Source organism: Tropicibacter alexandrii (assembly GCF_003667315.2).
Lineage (GTDB): Bacteria > Pseudomonadota > Alphaproteobacteria > Rhodobacterales > Rhodobacteraceae > Tropicibacter > Tropicibacter alexandrii.
Window position 1 is genome coordinate 46,740 of sequence record NZ_RCTZ02000018.1, and the last position, 20,951, is coordinate 67,690.

14 protein-coding genes are annotated in these 20,951 nt (G+C 59.7%); 3 read left to right on the forward strand and 11 right to left on the reverse strand.

What is annotated here, in order from left to right:
• Positions 1–13 precede the first annotated feature (13 nt).
• From D8Z78_RS18945 to D8Z78_RS18955, 3 genes are read left to right on the forward strand one after another with little or no spacing between them, the layout of a single operon-like run.
• Positions 14–406, forward strand: a complete 393-nt coding sequence (locus D8Z78_RS18945) for a hypothetical protein (RefSeq protein WP_121632043.1) — start codon at positions 14–16, stop codon at positions 404–406.
• Between the two features lie 2 nt (positions 407–408).
• Complete coding sequence (locus tag D8Z78_RS18950) at positions 409–3,207, forward strand: DUF1156 domain-containing protein (RefSeq protein ID WP_121632041.1); 2,799 nt, start codon at positions 409–411, stop codon at positions 3,205–3,207.
• Positions 3,208–3,255: 48 nt separating this feature from the next.
• Positions 3,256–6,552: a DUF499 domain-containing protein gene (locus D8Z78_RS18955; RefSeq protein WP_240672187.1), complete on the forward strand. Its 3,297-nt coding sequence runs from the start codon at positions 3,256–3,258 to the stop codon at positions 6,550–6,552.
• A gap of 150 nt (positions 6,553–6,702) precedes the next feature.
• On the opposite strand, the gene D8Z78_RS18960 is transcribed toward D8Z78_RS18955, so the two are convergent.
• The 11 genes from D8Z78_RS18960 to D8Z78_RS19010 all read right to left on the reverse strand — a co-directional run bounded on the left by D8Z78_RS18960 (position 6,703) and on the right by D8Z78_RS19010 (position 20,942).
• Positions 6,703–7,023 (reverse strand): hypothetical protein, encoded by a 321-nt coding sequence (locus D8Z78_RS18960; RefSeq protein WP_164933013.1) that lies wholly within the window; start codon positions 7,021–7,023, stop codon positions 6,703–6,705.
• Positions 6,962–9,352, reverse strand: coding sequence for an amidohydrolase family protein (locus D8Z78_RS18965; protein WP_128910857.1), 2,391 nt, complete (start codon positions 9,350–9,352; stop codon positions 6,962–6,964). The genes D8Z78_RS18960 and D8Z78_RS18965 overlap by 62 nt, the downstream gene beginning before the upstream one ends.
• Positions 9,319–12,153: a hypothetical protein gene (locus D8Z78_RS18970; RefSeq protein ID WP_128910858.1), complete on the reverse strand. Its 2,835-nt coding sequence runs from the start codon at positions 12,151–12,153 to the stop codon at positions 9,319–9,321. Before D8Z78_RS18970 ends, D8Z78_RS18965 begins: the two co-directional genes overlap by 34 nt.
• A gap of 774 nt (positions 12,154–12,927) precedes the next feature.
• A complete protein-coding gene (locus D8Z78_RS18975) occupies positions 12,928–13,980 on the reverse strand; it encodes a permease (RefSeq protein ID WP_206169713.1) in 1,053 nt (350 codons plus the stop codon).
• A 54-nt stretch (positions 13,981–14,034) separates the two neighbouring features.
• Positions 14,035–14,352 carry an ArsR/SmtB family transcription factor gene (locus D8Z78_RS18980; RefSeq protein WP_121632027.1) on the reverse strand — a complete coding sequence of 106 codons (318 nt, stop codon included), beginning with the start codon at positions 14,350–14,352 and terminating at the stop codon, positions 14,035–14,037.
• 154 nt (positions 14,353–14,506) lie between these two features.
• On the reverse strand, positions 14,507–15,514 hold the full coding sequence (gene arsB / locus D8Z78_RS18985; RefSeq protein WP_121632025.1) for an ACR3 family arsenite efflux transporter: 1,008 nt from the start codon (positions 15,512–15,514) through the stop codon (positions 14,507–14,509).
• A complete protein-coding gene (gene arsJ / locus D8Z78_RS18990) occupies positions 15,511–16,779 on the reverse strand; it encodes an organoarsenical effux MFS transporter ArsJ (protein ID WP_121632023.1) in 1,269 nt (422 codons plus the stop codon). Before arsJ ends, arsB begins: the two co-directional genes overlap by 4 nt.
• Entirely contained in the window at positions 16,776–17,774 is a 999-nt protein-coding gene (locus D8Z78_RS18995; protein WP_121632021.1) for an ArsJ-associated glyceraldehyde-3-phosphate dehydrogenase, read from the reverse strand. The genes arsJ and D8Z78_RS18995 overlap by 4 nt, the downstream gene beginning before the upstream one ends.
• Positions 17,771–18,616 (reverse strand): arsenate reductase/protein-tyrosine-phosphatase family protein, encoded by an 846-nt coding sequence (locus D8Z78_RS19000; protein WP_121632019.1) that lies wholly within the window; start codon positions 18,614–18,616, stop codon positions 17,771–17,773. The genes D8Z78_RS18995 and D8Z78_RS19000 overlap by 4 nt, the downstream gene beginning before the upstream one ends.
• A 148-nt stretch (positions 18,617–18,764) precedes the next feature.
• Positions 18,765–20,159: an MATE family efflux transporter gene (locus tag D8Z78_RS19005; RefSeq protein WP_121632017.1), complete on the reverse strand. Its 1,395-nt coding sequence runs from the start codon at positions 20,157–20,159 to the stop codon at positions 18,765–18,767.
• Between the two features lie 147 nt (positions 20,160–20,306).
• Positions 20,307–20,942: a cysteine hydrolase family protein gene (locus D8Z78_RS19010; protein WP_121632015.1), complete on the reverse strand. Its 636-nt coding sequence runs from the start codon at positions 20,940–20,942 to the stop codon at positions 20,307–20,309.
• Between the last annotated feature and the right edge of the window lie 9 nt (positions 20,943–20,951).

A 20,951-nucleotide genomic window follows, 5' to 3' on the forward strand; every position in this document is an offset into this window, starting at 1 on the left:
AAGGACCTGAGGCATGAGAATTGCCATTCGCGCTGAGCGCGCAGAGCAGCTGATCTCCGACAGTTATCCGGGCGCCAGCAAGCCCCTCACGAAATCGACCAGCGTGCGGAACCCTCAAGACCCCGAGTCCTGGCGAAGCAGTCCGCGGGGAGAACGACGGGCCGACACGGCGCGCAAGTTCGCTGCCATCGGGTTCTACCTCGAACTGGCGAGCCACAGCCCCGACCCATTGCCACCGGGCAGCTTCCCCGCGGTCTTCGACCTTGCTGACGGGCAGCGCCGCTTCCCCGACAAGGGCCTGATCAAGTCCCTATTGGATGCGGATCTGATTTCGGGTCAAACGATCAACAACGAACTCGTGTTCGTCCTGACCCCGTCCGGCCAGGCGACATTCGAAAGACGATAATTATGACCACGACGTACAAGAAAAAACTCATCGAAGTCGCCATTCCTCTCGAGGCGATCAACGCTGCGTCGGCGCGGGAGAAGTCGATCCGGCATGGGCATCCCTCGACGCTGCATCTGTGGTGGGCACGGCGGCCTTTGGCGGCGTGTCGGGCGGTGCTGTTCGCGCAGCTGGTGGACGATCCGTCAAGCCATCCTGACAAGTTCCCGACCGAGGAGGCGGTGGAGGCCGAGCGCAAGCGGCTGTTCCAGATCATTGAGGACCTGGTGAAGTGGGAGAACTCGACCAACGAGGAGGTTCTGGAGCGCGCGCGGGCCGAGATCCGCACCAGCTGCGATGGCGAGCTGCCCCCGGTCTATGACCCGTTCTCGGGCGGCGGATCGATCCCGCTGGAGGCGCAGCGGCTGGGGCTGCCCGCCTATGGGTCCGACCTGAACCCGGTGGCGGTGATGATCGGCAAGGCGATGATCGAGATCCCGCCGAAGTTCAAGGACATGCAGCCGATCCACCCGGGCGAACCTGAGGCTGGACATGGCGGCTACAAGAACGCCCAAGGTTTGGCAGAGGACGTGAAATACTACGGCGAGTGGATGCGCGAGAGGGCGTGGGAGCGCATTGGGCATCTCTACCCCAAGGTCGACCTGCCGAGCGAGTTTGGTGGCGGCAAGGCGACCGTGATCGCTTGGATCTGGGCGCGCACTGTGGCGAGCCCGGACCCGGCGTTTTCAGATGTGCAAGTACCCATCGCTTCAAGCTTTCTTCTCAGCGGGAAAAAGGGCAAGGAAGTATGGGTTGAAGCGGCGGCTGACCGAACAACCAAGAACATTTCCTTCCGCATAAGACGCGGTGGAACTTCAGAAGAATTGGCAAAGGCAAAAGAAGGCACGAAAGCCGGACGGGGAGCAAACTTTCGCTGTATACTCTCAAATACAGCTATCACGATGGATCACGTTCGAAGGGAAGCGAAAAACGGGCTTCAAGAATGCCTTTTGGCTGTTGTAGCTGATGGACCCAAAGGCCGAGTATATTTGCCGCCAAACTCAGATCAGATGAAGGCAGCAAAGGACGCCAAGCCAACTTGGCGGCCAGCAACGCCACTTTCAGAAGACAGGAGAGCATTTACCCCTCCGGACTATGGAATGTCAGAATATGGAGATCTATTTACAGACCGTCAGCTGGTAGCTCTCAACGTTTTCAGCGACTTAGTTGCTGAAGCACGTACGCGAATTGAGATTGAAGCAACAGCAGCAGGATTAAAGGCAGACGGCAAGCCACTCCGAGGCGGTGGTCATGGCGCAAGAGCATACGCGGAAGCAGTCAGCATCTATCTGGGTTTTGCAGTTGATAAAGTTGCTGATCGCAACTCCACTATAGCAACGTGGGCAACGAGCCGGGAGCACGCGCGAAACACTTTCGGACGTCAAGCTATTCCAATGACTTGGGATTTCGCCGAGAGCAATGTTTTCTCAAGTTCCAGTGGGAATTTTTTGGGTGGGATCAAATCTAACGTTGATGCGCTCTCAAAAATGCTCGCGGCCCCCAATGGAGAGGTTTTTCAAGCCTCAGCTGGATCAGCTGAGCTAAGCGGGTTCGCACTTTCAACTGATCCACCTTACTACGACAATATTGGCTACGCTGACCTATCAGACTTCTTCTATGTTTGGGCCAAGAGGGTGGCTCGGGATGTTTACCCGGACCTGTTTTCCTATCTGGTAACTCCCAAATCCGAAGAGCTCGTAGCTGCTCCATATCGCCATGGCGGAAAAGAAGGAGCCGAGAGCTTTTTTTTGAATGGTATGCGGAGCGCGATCTCACGTTTAGGAAGCAGGGTCTCACCGGAATTTCCAGCAACTATATATTACGCCTTCAAGCAGAGTGAGATTGAGCGTGAGGGTATCAGTTCGACTGGCTGGGCTACTTTTATCCAAGCTGTACTGGATGCAGGGTTTTCTGTAACCGGCACTTGGCCAGTTCGCACCGAACTTGGACGGAGAATGCGTGCCACGGGCTCTAATGCTCTTGCAAACTCAGTTGTTCTGGTCTGCCGAAAGAAGGAAGACACCGCAGAAACCATTACTCGCGCCGAGTTCATCCGCGCCCTAAAACGCGAACTCCCACCGGCCATTGCCGAGCTTCAGGCTGCAAACGTCTCCCCCGCCGACATGCCTCAATCGGCCATCGGCCCCGGCATGGGCGTCTTCTCGCGCTACAAAGCGGTGCTGGAGGCCGACGACAGCCCGATGACGGTCAAAACTGCGCTGCAGCTGATCAATGCCGAGCTCGACGAGTTCCTGAACGACCTGCATGGCGAATTCGACGCCGACACCCGCTTTGCCGCGACCTGGTTCGAGCAGCACGGCACCGACAAAGGCGACTACGGTGCGGCAGACAACCTCGCCCGCGCGCGCGGCATCTCGGTCGAGAGCGTGAAGCATGCCGGGATCGTCGACAGCTCCGCCGGCAAGGTCCGCATCCTCAAGCGCGCCGAACTGGATCCGGATTGGGACCCGGCCGAGGACGATCACCTGACGATCTGGGAATGCTGTCAGCACCTGATCCGTGTGATGGAAAACGACGGCGAATACGCAGCCGCGGTCCTGCTGAAAAAGCTGGGTTCGGATCGTGCCGAGATGGTCAAGGACCTCGCCTATTACCTTTACGACCTCTGCTCGAACAAGAGGAAGGACGCGAAGGAGGCGACCTCTTACAACGGGCTGATCGCGGTCTGGACCGACCTGACGCGCCTGGCCGCGACCGTCAACATTGAAGACAAGAACCGCCAATCGGCGATGGACATTTAAGGCAGGTTTCCCATGGCAAAGAGTGCACGCCAAACCGTTTTCGAAGGCATGGAGCTGATGCCCGACGCGCTGACCCCGTTCGTGGAGAAGCGCCTCGACAGCACGTTGCAGGGGCATTGGCAGATCGAGGTTGTCGAACGAATTCGTGGGCTGCGTCCGAATTCCGAGGGCAAGGTCGCGTGGGACCAACAGGGCCTCCTGCAGACCATGATGGCCTATTGGAAGGACAGTTTCGCCGGCGTTCTGGGCCATATGGAGCGGTCCATGGTGTCCGAGCTGCTGGAGGTACGGAACCGCCTCTCGCACAACGAGACGTTCAGCTATGACGATGCCGAGCGGGCGCTGGATTCCATGCGCCGCCTTTGCGAGGCGATCAGCGCCGGTGAGACGGCGGGCCAGCTCGGCAAGATGCGGGATACCATCCTGCGCACGAAGTACCGGGAGCTTGCGCGTTCGGAGGAGCGGAAAGGGCAGACATCGACCATCTCAACGGAGACCGTGTCTGGGCTGTTGCCATGGCGTGACGTGGTTGAACCGCACCAGGACGTGGCGACCGGCGAGTTCCAGCAAGCCGAGTTCGCCGCCGACCTCGCCAAGGTGCACAACGGCAGCGCGCCTTTCGAGTATAGCGATCCGCGCGAGTTCTATAGCCGTACCTATTTGACGGACGGGTTGAGCAAGCTGCTGGAGGGGGCTACCAAGCGGTTGTCGGGTAAAGCGGGGGACCCGGTGGTCGAATTGCAGACCAACTTTGGCGGGGGCAAAACGCACTCGATGCTGGCGCTCTACCACATGGTTGGGAAGACGCCTGTTCAGGATTTGCCGGGCCTCGATCAGCTTCTGTCCGAACAGGGGCTTACTGTTCCGGATCGGATCAGCCGAGCTGTGCTTGTAGGCACCTCCCGCGGGCCGCAGGACATCATCCGTTTGGAAGATGGCCGAGAAATCAGGACGACTTGGGGTGAGCTTGCGTGGCAGCTTGGCGGTCCAGACGCATTCGACATGATCGCCGAAAACGATGCCCGAGGTATCGCCCCTGGGTCAAACTTGTTAGAAGCCATCTTCAAGAAATGTGCGCCAAGCCTGATCCTGATTGACGAATGGGTCGCCTACCTGCGCCAAATCTACAAGGTCGAAGGGCTGCCGTCAGGTTCATTCGACGCCAACCTGTCTTTCGTTCAGGCGCTGACTGAAGCGGTGAAGGCCTCGCCACAAACGCTTCTTGTTGCCTCCCTCCCGGCCTCTCAGATCGAAGTCGGCGGCGAGGGCGGCCAAGAGGCTCTGGCACGATTGAAACAGACATTCAGCCGTGTCGAAAGTTCGTGGCGTCCGGCATCGCAGGAGGAGAGCTACGAGATCGTCCGGCGGCGCCTGTTCAAGGAGATTCCTGGCGACAAGTACATGCATAGGGACAATACGCTGAAGCAGTTCGCCAAGCTGTATCGCGAAAGTCCGAACGACTTTCCCCAAGGCTGTGCTGACGAAGATTACCGCCGCAAACTGGAGAAGGCCTATCCCATCCATCCGGACCTCTTCGACCACCTCTACACTGCTTGGGGATCTCTGGAGAAGTTCCAGAAAACGCGCGGCGTGCTGCGGTTGATGGCTCAAGTGATCCATGAGCTTTGGATGTCGGGTGACCCCTCCGTCATGATCATGCCGGGTAGTGTAGCGATCAGTTCCGCGCGCGTCGAACCCGAGCTTTTGCATTACCTGCCGAATGCCTGGCAAGGGATCATTGCAGGCGACGTCGACGGGGCGAACTCCACACCGTACAAAATCGACCAAGCCGCACCGAACCTAAACCGATACTCTGCGACCCGACGGGTCGCACGAGCGATTTTTGCGGCAACTGCCCCCACCGAAGGCCAACAAAACCGCGGAATCGACGATAAGCGCATAAACCTCGGTGTGGTTCAGCCCGGTGAGAAAGTCGCCATTTTCGGGGATGCCCTTCGCCGCCTGACGAACCAAGCCAAGTTCATGCACAGTGACCTTGGCCGTTATTGGTACTCGATGTCAGCCAGCTTGAACCGCGTCGCAGCGGATCGGGCAGCTCAACTCGAAGAGGCCCTTGTTACCGTGGAAATCGACAAGGCTTTGGCGAACTACATCAATGGTTTGACTGATCGAGGTCAGTTTGACGCTGTTCAGGTAGCCCCCGATGGATCGTCGGAAGTCCCAGACGACCCAGGCGGGGTGCGTGCTGTGGTACTGGGGGTTTCCCATCCGCATTCTGGTCGCGATGGGTCGCTGGCCATGGTGGAAGTAAAAGACATTCTCCTCCAACGTGGCGCAACCCCAAGGGTGTATCGGAATACCCTCGTTTTTCTCGCGGCGGACAACCGCCAGCTCGACAACCTCAAAGATGCTGTCAGGTCATCACTGGCCTGGGACGGTGTCCTGCGCGACGCGGAAACGGGACGTCTAAACCTGCGAACAACGGAAATCGCACTCGCAAAGGATAAAGCCAAGGAAGCTCGCGAAACAGCAAGCACACGTTTGAAAGAAACTTGGTGTTATCTGATCTATCCCTACCAAGACACAGCTCAGTCTGACGTTGAGTTCGCATCGGCGAAAATTCCGGCGCAAGATGGCGTCCTTGGCAGGGCAAGCAAGAAGCTTGTCAGCGATGAAGCATTGCTTCCTGAGATCGGGCCAGAGCGCCTCAATCGCGAACTTGAAAAGTACATCTGGAATGGCAAACCCCACCTTCACCTGAAGGACCTCTGGGAGTACCAGAACCGCTACACTTACCTTCCGCGGCTAAAGAACCGGGACACACTCATCAAAGCAGTCCGAGCCGCAGTTTCGGGGATGCTCCCGGGACCATTTGCTTACGCGGAGCACTGGGACGAAAATGCTCAAGCATACGCTGGCCTCGCGATTGAGAACGCTCAAAACACCTTAGTTGCGATCGACGGCGACACCGTCATTGTAGATCCGAAAACAGCCGAAGCGCATCGACCGAAACCGGCACCTGCGCCCGAAGCTGGCGGTCTAAACTCAGGAGCAACTGTCACCACAGGTACGGAGGATACGATTGACGGAACTCCGTCAGGAGCAGAGGTCAACACCAAACCAGTCACTACAACCGAAACCCAAACGGAGAGGCTACCGACCCGTTTTGTGGGCTCTGTCATGCTGTCTCCAGACCGTCCTGCGCGAGACATGCACCAAATCGTCGAGGCTATCGTGGAACAACTTACAACGCTACAGGGTGCTGAAGTGTCCTTGCGCCTTGAAATCGATGCAGAGGTGCCAAGTGGCCTCGATCGCGCAAAAGTTCGGACGCTCATTGAGAACGCCACTACGTTGGGCTTCACGGAGAAATCTATCCGATGATTTCGAGAATGGGGGTGGGCTGCAATCTTTCTCTGCACCAAGGATTAACGAATGAGATGCGCTGGGAGCGATTATTGCGACGATGAGGTGAAATCACCTGCGCGTCTTTCTCAACGCAAAGACGAACTCACTTCGTGCCCAAATAGACCGTCAAAAGCGATACCTTTTAGAGGCTTTACACATTTCTTGAAGGTGGGCATCGGCATCGATTCCAGCGCCTTGGGCCTGCAGCGCTCGCTTGATATGGGCGTACTCCATACGGAGGCTCGTGGCGAAAATACCTGGGTCATCCGAGCCGACAACAACCGAAGCCGGGCAGAAGTTACTGCCATATCCCAGCCACCTGGTGACATGGTGATCATCGTAGGTTTCATGTATGCTGATGCGCACGTTGCTGCTGGGCAGGGTTTCAATGCCGACGTTTTGGCATTGCAGCAGTTCCAGAACCGCAGATTGAACGACCGGAAGCACTTCTGCGGACAAGACGTCTGCAGCCTGCTCGACAAAGATTTGGCTGCCTTGCACGAGTCAAAACGTCAGCTTCTACGCCGAAACCATGGCGCCGAAGAAACTGAGAATGTGCGTCCGGATCCTTTGCCGCGCTATTCCGAAACAACTTGATCTCTTCGTCTCGATCGGGATCTACGTCGTAACGTCCATATGTTCGCACAATCGGATCAAGGTGCCGCAGCTTCCAAGCACGGTGCAAAACGTCAGGCGTGAGCGCGGGATTTTTCCAAATCCGCATAGCCAATCGACGGATTTCCATATCGAGCATGACAATTTTCTCTGGCAGCAAAGACTTTTGTCGCAACAGACCCCACACGAAGACGAGATCATCCAAGCGTTCTTCGAGGGTCTGGACTACCGCTCCTCCTTGAGCTTTCCACCATTTGTCATGCGGCAGGCCTGCCGCAGTTCCATGGCCAATGCGACACCCGGCGGAGAGATCCAGGAAATGTATAGCCTCCGAAATAGCGCGGAGACCTGATGCCAAGTGAACGAAATCTTCTCCTACGTGATACGTAAAGCGTTTCACGCCTGCCCGCCGCATTCTGCGGAAGACCGGTGCGAAGACCTCTGGGCCAGCGTGCCTCTCGTTGCTTGCGGCATCTACTCCGCGAATAAGGTCTGACAGACCCGAGGTGCTGTTCATCAAGACGACCAGAGCCCGTGCGGCCTGATCGACTTCACGTCTCACTTTGGCGTCTCGACAGACTGGCGCAGGCTGCGTCCGTTGATAAAACTTTTCCAGTTCGTCCCCGTCAGTTCGCTTGATAAAATGCGCAACCAAACCAAGCCGCAAGCGGCGTTCGCTGAGCGGTAAGTTATCCGAACCGTTTTCGAAAACTCGGACCAATCTAATTAGTTCGGTAAGTGAGATCGGGGTCTTTTGGGGATCGGATAGATGGCCATGGCGATGCTTCCGCGGCGTTCCGTCTGGTTTCTCGTCCAAGAACTCAAGATAGCCGCGCAGCATTTGCATCAATCGCTTTGCAGTGGCGTCTGGCGTCATTTTTGGAGCAAAACGCCCCTCCAAGAAATCGACCGGCGACTGCACCCCCCGTTCGATCTGCCGGAACCGATCAGCGAAGTCTTTTTCCGTCGTTTCCCGCAGTTCGTTCAAGGTAATATGTTGAAACTGGTCAAATCCCTTCTGTGAAACCTGCTGGACCAAGAGGCGGCAAAATTGTGCGCGCAGTAGGGCATACCAGTAGAAAGCCAGCCCATACATCTCGCGCGGCTCGGGTTGATCAAGCATTCCGATAATGTCTATCAGATGCAGCGCCTCAGCGGTTGTCCTGGATACTTGCGATCCGGCAATACGGTTCTCGGCTGAACGTGTGTAAGAGTGGCCCGCCGCTCGAGCAGCCTTCGGGCGATCTTGGCCCACTTTTTCCTTAAGAAAGACTTTAAGGGCAATTGCCTGTGCCACCCGAGATCTGAGGCGCCTTGGCGAGAGATTTTGGTCTTCTTGCTGGAGCAGCCGCTCAACGCCGTTCCCGATTGCAACATGCAAGCCGCTCTCCCGAGATACGACCTTGTGCGACAGCGCTCCGACAACGGCTTCGGGGCGCAGTAGCGCATCGATCCAGACCTTCTCCGCTTCTGTGGTGCCATTCAGGTGCATGTGCGTCTCGTCAAGCCCTTCCAACCGGCAGAGATGATCCAACAAAGGGTCGTCATCCACTGGAAGAGTGCTGTCGCATAGCCATCCCTGTACCTTCTTCTGAAAGCTCTTCACTGCTGAGAGAGATTGGCGGTCTTCACATGATTTTGGACGGCGCGCCGCCATCCAAGCCGCAGTGATCAACATTGGAGGAACAACAAGGATCAAGTCCTGCCATTCGGCCAATAGCCGTGTATGCACACGCAAGGACCCGTCGCGTCCTTCGCAAAGGAACGTTTCTCCCAAACGTGTGAGGACTGGAACCAGGCATTTGGACGGGTCATCAAGAATATTGCGACGGCTTGCATGCGTGTCCTGATCCAATTCCGCCGCGGTCAAGGCAATGCGGTTCTCGATGGCTTCATCTGTCAGCTTTGGCTTCAGCTTTCGGTAGTGAAGAAAGCGCCCGCTTGCATGAGCAGCCTTCAGCGCATCGCGCTTGCTGTGCTGTCCCCATACTGATTGAAGCTGACCTTCGGCCTGGCGTCCCGACGCCTCGTGCTCGAGAAATCGGGCAAGATGCACGTTCGAGAGCGTGGCCTTGGCAACATCAATTAAACCGCGAAGTCGCGCTTTTTGCTCGGGCCCGCCGTCGATCATTTTGAGGTGCCGGATTTCGGTGAATAACAAGGCACCACGTTTAGAACATCGTAAAAGCCATTCTGTGGTAACGTTCGTTGAGAGTTTCTTTTGATGCTGCGCCCAATTGCAATTTCTATTTCCGGAGCTTTTAGCCACTCCGGATTGAATGTCGCCTCTTTAGAGCCACGCGCTTCCTGCCAAGTCGTCAGGGCTTTTTCGACCTCATTGCGCAGAAACTGAAGGTTGGTCCCGCTTTGCTTGTAGGATTCTTCGGGATTGAGAAATACCCAGACAAGTGGGCAGGAAATCACAATTGCGGCCAGCGAATGGAACCTGCGCGCATCATCTGCGGCGGCACGTTGTAGGCCCTCAACAAAGGGGCGATCAGAGGTTTTGGGCGAGTCGAGACGCCCGGACCAACCTGACGAGACTACGAGCAAAGCATGCAATATATTTGTGATCTGGCGATGAAGAATGTGACCCGTCTTCCAGTCTACCTTCACGGCTTCATCCAGAGCGATCAGTTGATCGTGAATGCGTTCAGAAACACGCGCCAGCATCGCCGGCGACAACGCAGCATGTTCCGAGTTCGCGCTCGCAAATTCATGCCAAGCCTGCAAGTTTTTCAGAAACGCAGTATATTCAGAGTTTTCGTCTTCAGTCTCGATCTCGTCGTTATTGTCGTCTTCCTCATCTGCTGAAGTGGATGAGACATCGACCGACCCTTCGCGGGCCACTTTCGCGTCTGGCATGAAGGCAGGCATTATCGAGGTCGGTGCCATTGAGCCGAGATCGCTGACGTCATCTCGCGCCAAAAGCTCACCGATTGCCGCGAATAGTGAGAGCGCAGAAATCGAGCGGAACTGCTCTCCCCGACTACTGAAACGGTCAAATGTGGCCAAGCCGAGCACGTTCTTGAATTGACCGCTGCGCGCTTCGAGGTCTTCGAGCGGGAACCAGAGGATTCCTTTTTCAGCGCTTAACTCGGCTCTTTCTCCTTCACTTGCCAAACTCCGAACCCATTTCGAATTCGAGAAGTTCGAAGTCTGATTTCTTACAACCTCATCAACGTCCTTTATCTTTTTGGCCCCTGCTTTGACCTGCTCCTGTGTGAAATCGAACAATCGGGAAAAGCGGTTTCCACGCACATCGCGCATCGTACCAACAGACCCAAAGGAACTGGCCCGCAAGTTGCCAATGTTCGCACCCTCTTCATCTTTTCCAGACCGGCTGATGGAGCCGAGGCGTCCAGCCACTTCCAGAAGATCAGGGCTCGCGTCTTCCCAAATGAAATCAAAGATGGACTTGCGCACATCTGGCATCGCGTAGCGCTCGCGCTGCATCATGGAAATCGGCAAGTTGAGTGCAAACAGCGCGCGCATGCATCCCGAAGGCGATTTGTGCAGGTTTGGGGCGATGGACAGGGCAAAACAATGCAGGATGATCGCCTTTTCCGTATCGCTCGGAACGCCAAATCGAATGAGAGACGTGGGCTTGTCTTGAGCAACCAGCCACCGAAACGCCCGTTGGAGAGAGTCGTCTAAGTTGGCATGAGAAAACAGTTCGGATTGCAAACCTGCAGCGCGTAGCCGAGTTTCGAAGACCGCAAAGACGCCACGGCGGCTGGCGCCTTGGTCGGGGTCTCCCAACGCGCGGAGATACCCGATAAGCAGGCGCAAATGCTCCCGCGACACGACGTTGAAGAACGGATGCGGCGGCTGGGCTCGGCCATCGATAGAATCGGCTTCAAGAAGTTGCTTCCGAATTTTCTTGCTGGCCCAAGTTACGAGTTCTTGCTGGTCTTCGTTTCCAATTGGTTCGACAAGCACTTCCGATGGGTCGACTGTCTGCAGGATCCCGCTAAGTGGAAGCATCGCGATGCGGTTCTGCGGCGGTACGATCTTTAATAGATATTGCTCTTCCAACTCGCGAACGGCGTCGGAGAGCCCGGTCTTGTCTTCACCGATCACCTTTGGATCATGCTTCATCACCCCTTCGCCAAAGGTCTCGTAGATGTTGCGTCGAACCAAGCGGCCATAAAGCTCGAGATCACCTGAAATCATCAGAATGAGCTGCGGAGAGGCGAGATACTTCCGAATTGTTTCCAGAATGGAGTGGCCGTGTTGGAAGTTTGTATCGACATCGTCGAACGCCAGAACAAAGGCTTTCTTATTCAAAACTTTCAGTGCTTCGCCGATATATTTTCGCAACTTGATCTCGAATGTTCGCCCCTTCGCCGCCTTGCGCAACCCACGGCTCATGATCCATGCAGGGTCTTCCCATTCATCGCCATAGAGGGAAGATTTTCCGATACCATCAAGCAGTCCCAGTCCCTCTGCCATTTCTGACCGTGCTTGGTCGACACTCTGCTGATCCGCATCCAAGGTCAACTTGTCCAACGCTGCGTCAATAAGCGAAATGATGACGATAATGATGTGTTCCTTAGTTTCGATCAGAGTTGGATCGATCACCGGCAACACATGGAGCCGTCTGTACATGCCCGCGGCCCACCCATCATTGGCACTACTGAGGTCATGCAAAGCGTTCAATAGAAAAGTCGTTTTCCCGCTTCCACGCCCACCTTCGATCAATATCCCTTCGTGGGGACGAGGGTAACTCAGCTCGGTTGCCGACTGTGTTGTGAAGCCGCTGTCCTCCAGACGATCGAGCTGCGCGGAAATTATTTTACTTAACTGGTCAAAGGCTTCGTTCTGCAGCACCTTGTTTGCATCGTCGAAACGCTGCGCCCCACTGCGATTAAGATCAATAATACGCACATCATCCCCTTCAGCCATCCAGACCTTGATTTGGTCAAGAACTTTTGCAATCTTTGAGATACCAATGGTCAAGGAAAATCAAGAGGCTACTGCGCAGCCAAGTCTCACTTCATCTGGTCTGCTTCTCCGCTCCTGGTCTTTTCCTGGCCTCTGCGGCGCAATCCACGAGCGGCGACTTGGAACCGTTTGTGTAGAGATGGATGAAACATCGATGCGGCAGCTCATCCATCTCGATATTTCTGAAAAAACGGGCCCGAGTTCTGCTGCGGCGCAGAATACCATAGCAAACTGGACAACCGAACCATCTTAATCGGTAGCGAGCTGACCAGTATTTTCCGCTTAGAGAATTAACTCCTTTGGCTCCCGCCGTCCGCCGACGCCAAAACCAAACTGACGATGGTTCCTATATGATCTTCGAGCGGCGCAAGTGCGTGTTGCCAATCCGCAAGTGCGGCCCTCAAAGAGTTCGATGTTTCTACATTTAGGGGCACCACTTTCCAATATTTGGCTCTGGTTTCGCTTTGGCATTTGTAGATGCCACCCGCTGTGAACCATTTTGCCCGCGTTCACCTCTATCAAAGACGGGGGGCTCCTTCAGCCGCCGCCCGCCGCAGATCGCCTATCCTCTGATGACCAATCCACCTCGAATTGCCGAAACACGCGTCCAAAGGGCTGCCGACCAGATGGACGAACAATGACACCAACTGCGGTCGAAAATCGCGGCGCCGTCGGAAAATAGACCCTTCGACAGGAGCACGGACACGACCACGATTAGGCCGCGCCCTGAGAACGTCCCGGTATGATGACAGAGGGTCGTTCAGGAAAGGCGCGGCGCGACGACGGTATTCAGGCCAGCTGTGTCCAGAGTTGGAACAGCAAGCCCGAGGCGAAAGCGCCGGTCAGCGACAAACCGATGTAGACTGCAAAGACCTGTGGCCGCGCCAAGGCCCAGACCGCCATGGCCGCGGGGATCGAGGTGACGCCACCGGCGACGAGAAACGCCATCCCGGCCCCCGGCGCCATGCCCTGTTCGATCAGCCCCCCCACGAGCGGCAGCGCCGCATAACCGTTGAGATAGGCCGGAACTCCGACAAGCGTTGCCGTCACGATGGGCAGCAGCCCCTCCCCACCCAGAGCGGCGGTGACCGTCTCCGCCGGGACCCATGCCAGCATCAGGCTCTCGAGGATGAAGGCGAGCGTCAGCCACTTGGCGAGGAACACCGTGGTGCTCAGCGCGGTCTTGGCGAACTTGGCGCGGCGATCGGGGTCGGCCCAGAAGCGCCAGATGACGGGTTTCGGCGCCCGGATCTTTGCCCCGCCGCAGCCTCCGTTGCCGATGCCCGCGCGCAGCGGATCGGCAAAGGCTCCCGCCTTTATCATCAGGTGCACCACCGTACCGCCGAACAGGCCCAGACCGATGGCGGCGAGGGTCTTGGCCACCGCGAACTCAAGGTCCAAGACGCCCGCCGTCAGCACGAACATCGACGGGTCCATGATCGGCGAGGCCAGCCAGAAGGCCATGACCGCCGACAGGGGCACGCCCATCGCCAGCAATGCCGCGATCAGCGGGATCACCCCGCAGGAGCAGAACGGCGAAATGCCCCCGGCCAGCGCGGCCAGTCCGATCATCAGGAGGGGCGCGCCGGTGAAGGCCTTGGCGATCAGGTTGTCGGCGCCGGTGGCATTGGCCCAAGCCGCGATGGCGATGGACAGGATCAGGAAGGGCGCGGTGCTCAGAAGCGCGCGCCCCGCGAAAAGCGCGCTCTCTGCGGCCTGCGGCGCGTCGAAGACCACCAGCACCGCAAGGATCAGCGCCGAAGCAAGCCAGACCCGCTGGTCCTGCCACAGATGGCGCAGCATGGACCGGAGGCCGGGCACCGCTAGGGTCGTGTCAGTCATCACCAAATCTCCGGATTTGCAGTTGTTTCGAGACAAGAAAAAAGCGCATGGGTCTCACGCCGCGTCCTCCGATGCGCGGATCGCGACACCGACACAGCATTCCGAGGTCAGGAAGCCGACAAGCGCGTGCATCGCGGGGAAATCGACGCGGTTGAACACTTCGCGGCCCTGCTTGTCCTGCAGCACCAGACCCGCATCGACCAGCGTCGACAGGTGATGCGCCAAGGTCGAGGGGGCGAGCCCCAGATGGTCACCGATATCGCTGACCCGCAGGCCGTCAGACCCGGCCTTCACCAACAGGCGAAAGATCGAGAGGCGGGCATCATGGCCCAAGGCGGCAAGGGCGCGGGCGTTCGGGCTGGTCGTGGTCATGGCACCAAAATAACCACAATTCTAGTTTTGTAAAGGAGTCATTGTCGGAACGGCGCCTGCCTCATCCGCAGTGATGTCTGGTCGCCGAGGACCCGCGCAACACCCCGCCCGGACCAATCCGGGCAGGATTAGGCGCCACCGTAGATCGCCACGATCAGGCGAATCCGGCGCGCGTGCGGTTGGCGAAGGCGACGAGGGACAGCATCACCGGCACTTCGACAAGGACGCCCACCACCGTGGCCAGCGCCGCGCCGGAGTTCAGGCCAAACAGGCTGATCGCGACCGCGACGGCCAGCTCGAAGAAGTTCGACGTGCCGATCAGCGCGCAGGGCGCTGCGATCCGGTGCGGCACGCGCAGGGCGTAAGCGGCGGCATAGGCCAGCGCGAAGATGCCGTAGGATTGGATCAGGATCGGCACCGCGATCAGGGCGATGACCTGCGGCCTGTCGAGGATCACCTGCCCCTGAAGCCCGAAGAGGATCACCACCGTTGCGATCAGACCCACGACGCCCCAAGGCTTTACCCGGTCGCGGAAGGCGGCGATGCGCTCGGGCGTGCCCAAGCGTGCCCGTGTCAAGAGGCCCGCCAGCAGCGGCAGGGCGACAAACAGCACGACCGAAAGGATCAGCGTCCCCCACGGCACGACGATGTCGGTGACCCCCAGCAGGAACGCCACGATGGGCGCGAAGGCGAAGACCATGACGACATCGTTCACCGAGACCTGCAACAGCGTGTAGCTCTCGTCTCCGCGGGTCAGTTGCGACCAGACGAAGACCATCGCGGTGCAGGGCGCGGCCCCCAGCAGGATCAGCCCCGCTATGTATTGCTGCGCGTCCGCCGGGGCGATGAGGTCGGCAAACACCACTTCGAAGAACAGCACGCCGAGCGCGGCCATGGTGAAAGGCTTGATGAGCCAGTTCACGGCCAGCGTGATGGCAAGGCCCTTCGGCTGCTTGATGACGTCCCGCAGGCTGCGCGGGTCGACGCCCACCATCATCGGGTAGACCATCGCCCAGATCAGGACGGCGACGACGAGATTGACGCTTGCCACCTCTGCCGCCGCGATGGCCTCGACCAGCGCGGGCGCCATCGCGCCGATGGCGATGCCGGCCAGCATGGCCAGCGCAACCCAGATTGTCAGATACCGCTCGAAGACATTCATGCCGGCGTGACCTCTGGTTCTGTTGCAGTCAGGCGCCCAGCCGCAAGCGCAGAGAGCGCCACCATCAGCGTGGCGGTGCCGAGCATCAGGGGCAGACCGCCGATCTGGTATGTGAGCCCCGACAGCACTGTCCCGGCGAGCCGACCGCCCGCGTTTGCCATGTAGTAGAAGCCCACATCCATCGTGACCCGCTCGGCCTTCGTGAAGGCGAGGATCAGGTAGGAATGGAGCGCCGAATTCACCGCGAACACCGCCCCGAAGACGAGCAGCCCCGCCACGAGCGTCACGGTCAGCCAAGGCTGCGGCTCGCCCGAGACCAGCGCCGATGCGGTCAGCGCGGCCAATATCGCGGCAAGTGTCCACGCCCATGTGCGGGCGCGGGCCACCAGCGCGCCTTCAGAGGTGGTGGCCGCGCGCAGCAGCCTTGGCGCAGAAGCCTGCACCGCGCCATAGAGGATGATCCAGAGCGCCATGAAGGTGCCGATCATGAAGAAGGCGGCGCGATTTCCCTCGGTCGTGCCGTCCGACAGCACGGCGTAGAAGTAGATCGGAATGCCGACGACGAACCAGACGTCCCGCGCGCCGAATAGGAACACCCTTGCAGCCGACAGCCAGTTGACGTTTGCCGACTTGGAAAACACCTCCGAGAACTTCGCGGCCTTGCGTCCCTTCGGCAGGCCCGGTGGCATCGCGATCAGCACCGCCACGAGGATCGCCGCCAGCACCGCCGCCATGGCGAGAACGGCCCAGACGAAGCCAACCGTGGCAAGCAGCGCCGCGCCCAGCAGGAAACCGAAGCCCTTCACGGCATTCTTGGACCCCGTCAGGATCGCGACCCAGCGGAAGAGGCCGCCATTCTCGGTGGGGGCGAGGATCTTCACCGCGGATTTCGACGACATCTTGGCAAGGTCTTTGGCCACGCCGCTCGCGCCCTGCACCACCATGACGAAGATGGCCGAGACACCGATGGCCCAGCCCGGATCGAGTTGCGCCAACGCGACCAGCGCCGCGACCTGAAGCCCAAGACCCGCATAAAGCGTCGAGGTCAGCCCGAAGCGCGCCGCGATCCACCCCGCCGAAAGGTTGGTCGCCATTCCCGCGATCTCGTAGAGTACGAACAGATAGGCAAGCTGCACGGGCGTGAAGCCGAGCGTGTGGAAGTGCAGCAGCACGAGCATCCGCAGCGCGCCGTCCGTCAGCATGAATGCCCAATAGGATGCCGTGACCGCGATATAGGCCGAAAGGCCTTCGGGACGCTGGCTCATGCGTCGGCCCCGACCATCAGCGCGACATCGACCAACCGATGCGCATATCCCATCTCGTTGTCGTACCACGCGTAGATTTTGACCTGCGTGCCATTCACCACCATGGTCGATGGCGCATCGACGATGCCCGACCGCGTGTCATTGGCGTAGTCTGCCGAAACGAGCGGGCGTTCCTCGTATCCGAGAATGCCCTTGAGCGGACCTTCGGCTGCGGCCTTGAAAAGCCCGTTCACCTCTTCGACACTGGTCGGGCGCTCCAGTTCAAAGACGCAATCGGTGATCGAGGCGTTCAAAAGCGGCACGCGCACCGCATGGCCGTTGAGACGGCCTGTCAGTTCGGGATAGATCAATGTGATCGCCGTGGCCGAGCCGGTGGTGGTCGGGATCAGGCTGTTCAGGGCCGAGCGCGCGCGGCGCAGGTCCTTTGCGGGCCGGTCCACGATGGTCTGCGTGTTCGTGACGTCATGGATCGTGGTGATCGAGCCGTGGCGGATGCCAATCGCCTCGTGGATGACCTTGACCACCGGCGCAAGGCAGTTGGTCGTGCAACTCGCGGCGGTGACGATCCGGTGCGTCTTGGGGTCGTAGATGTCGTGGTTGACGCCATAGACGATGTTGGCCGCGCCACCATCCTTCACCGGGGCCGAGACGACGACCTTCTTCACGCCCGCATCGAAATACGGCGCGAGCTTTGCCTCTGTCTTGAAGACACCGGTGCAGTCGATGACCACATCCACCCCGTCGAGCGGCAGCGCCGACAGGTCCCGCGTGCCGATGAACGGCAGGCGCACACCGTCCACAGTCACGCTGTCGGCGTCGTGGTCGAACACGGCATCCCATCGCCCGTGCACGGTGTCGAATTCCAGCAGATGCGCATGCATCTCCGGGTCGCCGACCGCGTCGTTGATCCAGGCGATCTTGGCGCCGCGCTCCAGAAGCGGCTTGAGCGCCAGCTTGCCGATCCGGCCTAGGCCGTTGAGTGCATAGACGGTCATGCGCTTGCTCCTGTGTCGGTCCGGCCAATTTCGTCCACGGCCTTCTGAAGCGAGATACGGTCGAGCGAGGCGATCGGCAGCGCGGTGAAGACCTTGATCCGGTTGTGCAGCGCACCATACGCCTGATGGAAGGCGAGGCTTTTCGCGGCATCGGTGCCTTCGGCCTTCACGGGATCCGGCATGCCCCAATGGGCGCTGACCGGCTGACCGGTCCAAGCCGGGCAATCCTCGTTCGCGGCCTGATTGCAGACCGTGAACACGAAGTCGAATTTCGGTGCCCCCTCGCCCTGATACTCGGCGATGTTCTTGGCGCGCAGAACCGAGATGTCATGACCCTTCTGCTGGAGAACATCGAGCGCGAACGGGTTCAGTTCCGAGCGCGGCCGCGTCCCTGCGGAATGGGCCTCGAAACGGTCGCCCGCCTCTTGCCGAAGGATCGACTCGGCAAAGATGGAGCGGGCCGAATTGCCGGTGCAGATGAAGAGCACCTTGTACTTTGTGTCGGACATGGGCTGGGTCCCTGTGACGGTGGGGAAAGTGATGGGCGAGCAGAGTTCTGGCCGACCGCGACAGCAGTCGAGAAGCAGGTAATCGAAGGTGCGTCGCACCTCTGTCATGGCGATCTGGTAGCGTAGCGATGTCCCGACCCTCTCATGAGAGACCAGCCCGGCTTGGCTCAGCGCCGAAAGGTATGCGGACAGGGTCGACGCCTTGAGGTCGAGCGCCTCCGCCAGTTCCCCGGCGGGCACGCGGTCCGGATACCGGCGCATCAACAGCCGGAAGACGGCCAGCCGCTGCGGGTGACCGAGGATGGACAGGCGGGAGGGAATCATTTCTTCCATATTTCACGAATATCAGAAATAATGACCAGAACAAGCGCCGCGACGTGCCGTTACAGAAACTTCACACGCCTGCTTTTGCCTGAGGGGTCTGGGAGCCCGCCGAGGTGCGAGCCGGAGACATGGGCGCATGAAAGGCGCCCCGACCGGGTCAGCGGCGGCGGTGCATCAGGCTCATGAGCCGCGCTTGGCGGTCGAACGGTCCTTGTGGGACGGGCGTACCGCTCTTCTTGACCATCATCCGATGCACCATCACGGCGGCCACACCGGCAAAGATCACGCCGCCCATCGCCTGCCCGATCAGCACCCCCGGCGCGCCGAACAGCGCGCCGCCCGCCAGCACGAAAGGCACCGTGCCCAGCGTGTGCCGCCCCCAGTTGACCAAGGTGGACCGGAACGGATGGCCCATGTTGTTGAACGCCGCGTTCGCGACGAAGATCACCCCGTTGAAGAAGAAGGCCAGCGCCAGCGGTCCGCAGAACAGCACGATCAGGTCGCGCGTCACGCCTTCGGCCCCGAAAAGCGCGATGATCGGGCCGCGCAGGGCAAACAGGATCGCCGTCACGCCGAGGATGAACAGGCCGCAGAACAACAGCCCGTCGCGCCAGGCTTGTCTGACCCGGTCCATCCGACCCGCGCCGAAGTTCTGGCCGATCACCGGTCCGATGGCGCCGGACAGCGCAAAGATCACGCCGAACGCCACCGGGGTCATCCGCCCGACGATGGCCATGCCCGCGACCGCCGCCTCGCCAAAGCTGGCCATGGCGCGGGTGACGACGGCCTGTCCAAGGGGCGTGGCCAGTTGGGTCAGGATCGCGGGCGCGGCGATGGTCACGATGGGCCGCAGGGCCACGGACAGTTCCGGGATGCCGGGTCGCACCAGCCCGCCATGGTGGCGAAAGATCGGGATCAGCGCCGTGCCTGCGATCACCAGCCGCGCCGCCACGCTGGCCAGCGCCGCACCCGTCAGGTCAAGCCCCAGCCCGAAGATCAAGACCGGGTCGAGCGCGGCATTGACCAGCGCGCCCCAGATCGTCGCCATCATGGCGCGGCGCGCATCGCCATGCGCCCGCAGGATCGCGCCGCCCACCATGCCGACGATCAGGAACGGCAGGCTCGGCACGATGATCTGCAGATAAAGGACGGCCAAGTCCAGCGTCTCGCCCGTGGCGCCCATCAGCGATGCCAGCGCCTCGAGGTTCAGCCAGACTGCCGCCGCGAAGATGCCGCCAAAGACCACGCCCCAGACAAGCGCCGCCGCCGCTTGGGCGCGGGCCAGATCAGGGTCGCCCTGCCCCAGTGCCCTCGCCACCAACGCGCCCGCCGCGATGGCCATGCCGATACCGAAGGAGGTGGTGAAGAACAGGATCGCGCCCGCATAGCCCACCGCCGCCGCCAGCTCTGCATTGCCCAGCATCGCGATGAAGACCATGTCGATGAAGTCGACCGCGAACACCGCCATCAACCCCACCGACGAGGTCAGCGCCATCACCGTGATGTGGCGAAAGAGGTTGCCCTCAAGGAAAACGGCGCGTGCTTCGGCCATGCGGCCTCCTGACTGCAGTCTGATCGGTGTGCCTTGCACCGAGGATGCAGGCGCAAGGCGATCATACAGGGAAGCGGGACGCAGACGATGTGAAAAACACCATCGCCGCCGATTGCCATGGCGGGGGCGCGGGACGCCAAACGGCGGTCAGGCCGCGTCCACGGTGGCCAGTGCCCCCACGATCTCGGCGGTGGTCAGGATGGCATGGGCGTAGGTCGGGCCGTTGATCTCATGCGCGGCGTGCATCGCCTCTGCGGACATGGCCGCCGTCGCATCGCGGACCAATGTCACGTGATACCCAAGTTCGGCCGCATGACGCGCCGAGGTCTCGATACAGGTATTGGCGATCAGCCCGACAAAGATGACATGCGTGATCCCGCGCTGGCGCAACTGCACGTCGAGATCGGTATTGGCAAAGCTGGACGCGCCCCAGTGCTCCTTGACGACGATGTCGCCGTGGTCGGGGCCGAACCCGTCATACCACTCCCCGCCCCAGCTGCCTTGGGCGAACAACTGGTATTCATGGGCCGCCGCCTGTGACGGTGTCAGATGCGCCCATCCCTCGAAGTCCGAGGCGTGGTGCCGGTGATGCGGCAGGATGAAGATCGGCAAACCCGCCGCACGGGCCGTCGCCCGGATCTGGGCGAGGTTGGCGTGAAGACCGACGGACGTCGCGACCTCGCTCAGGGCGGGCCACAGCTTGCCCCCCTCTGCAAGGAAGTCGTTATAGGGATCGATGCAAAGAAGCGCGGTCTTGCCTTCGGGGTATGCGGTCGCGGTCATGGATGTGTC

Excerpts from the sequence above, each read along its gene's own strand:
- D8Z78_RS18945 (WP_121632043.1), top strand. The coding sequence starts at position 14 with ATGAGAATTGCCATTCGCGCTGAGCGCGCAGAGCAGCTGATCTCCGAC.
- D8Z78_RS18950 (WP_121632041.1), top strand. The coding sequence starts at position 409 with ATGACCACGACGTACAAGAAAAAACTCATCGAAGTCGCCATTCCTCTC.
- D8Z78_RS18955 (WP_240672187.1), top strand. The coding sequence starts at position 3,256 with ATGGAGCTGATGCCCGACGCGCTGACCCCGTTCGTGGAGAAGCGCCTC.
- D8Z78_RS18975 (WP_206169713.1), bottom strand. The coding sequence starts at position 13,980 with ATGACTGACACGACCCTAGCGGTGCCCGGCCTCCGGTCCATGCTGCGC.
- D8Z78_RS18980 (WP_121632027.1), bottom strand. The coding sequence starts at position 14,352 with ATGACCACGACCAGCCCGAACGCCCGCGCCCTTGCCGCCTTGGGCCAT.
- arsB (WP_121632025.1), bottom strand. The coding sequence starts at position 15,514 with ATGAATGTCTTCGAGCGGTATCTGACAATCTGGGTTGCGCTGGCCATG.
- arsJ (WP_121632023.1), bottom strand. The coding sequence starts at position 16,779 with ATGAGCCAGCGTCCCGAAGGCCTTTCGGCCTATATCGCGGTCACGGCA.
- D8Z78_RS18995 (WP_121632021.1), bottom strand. The coding sequence starts at position 17,774 with ATGACCGTCTATGCACTCAACGGCCTAGGCCGGATCGGCAAGCTGGCG.
- D8Z78_RS19000 (WP_121632019.1), bottom strand. The coding sequence starts at position 18,616 with ATGGAAGAAATGATTCCCTCCCGCCTGTCCATCCTCGGTCACCCGCAG.
- D8Z78_RS19005 (WP_121632017.1), bottom strand. The coding sequence starts at position 20,159 with ATGGCCGAAGCACGCGCCGTTTTCCTTGAGGGCAACCTCTTTCGCCAC.
- D8Z78_RS19010 (WP_121632015.1), bottom strand. The coding sequence starts at position 20,942 with ATGACCGCGACCGCATACCCCGAAGGCAAGACCGCGCTTCTTTGCATC.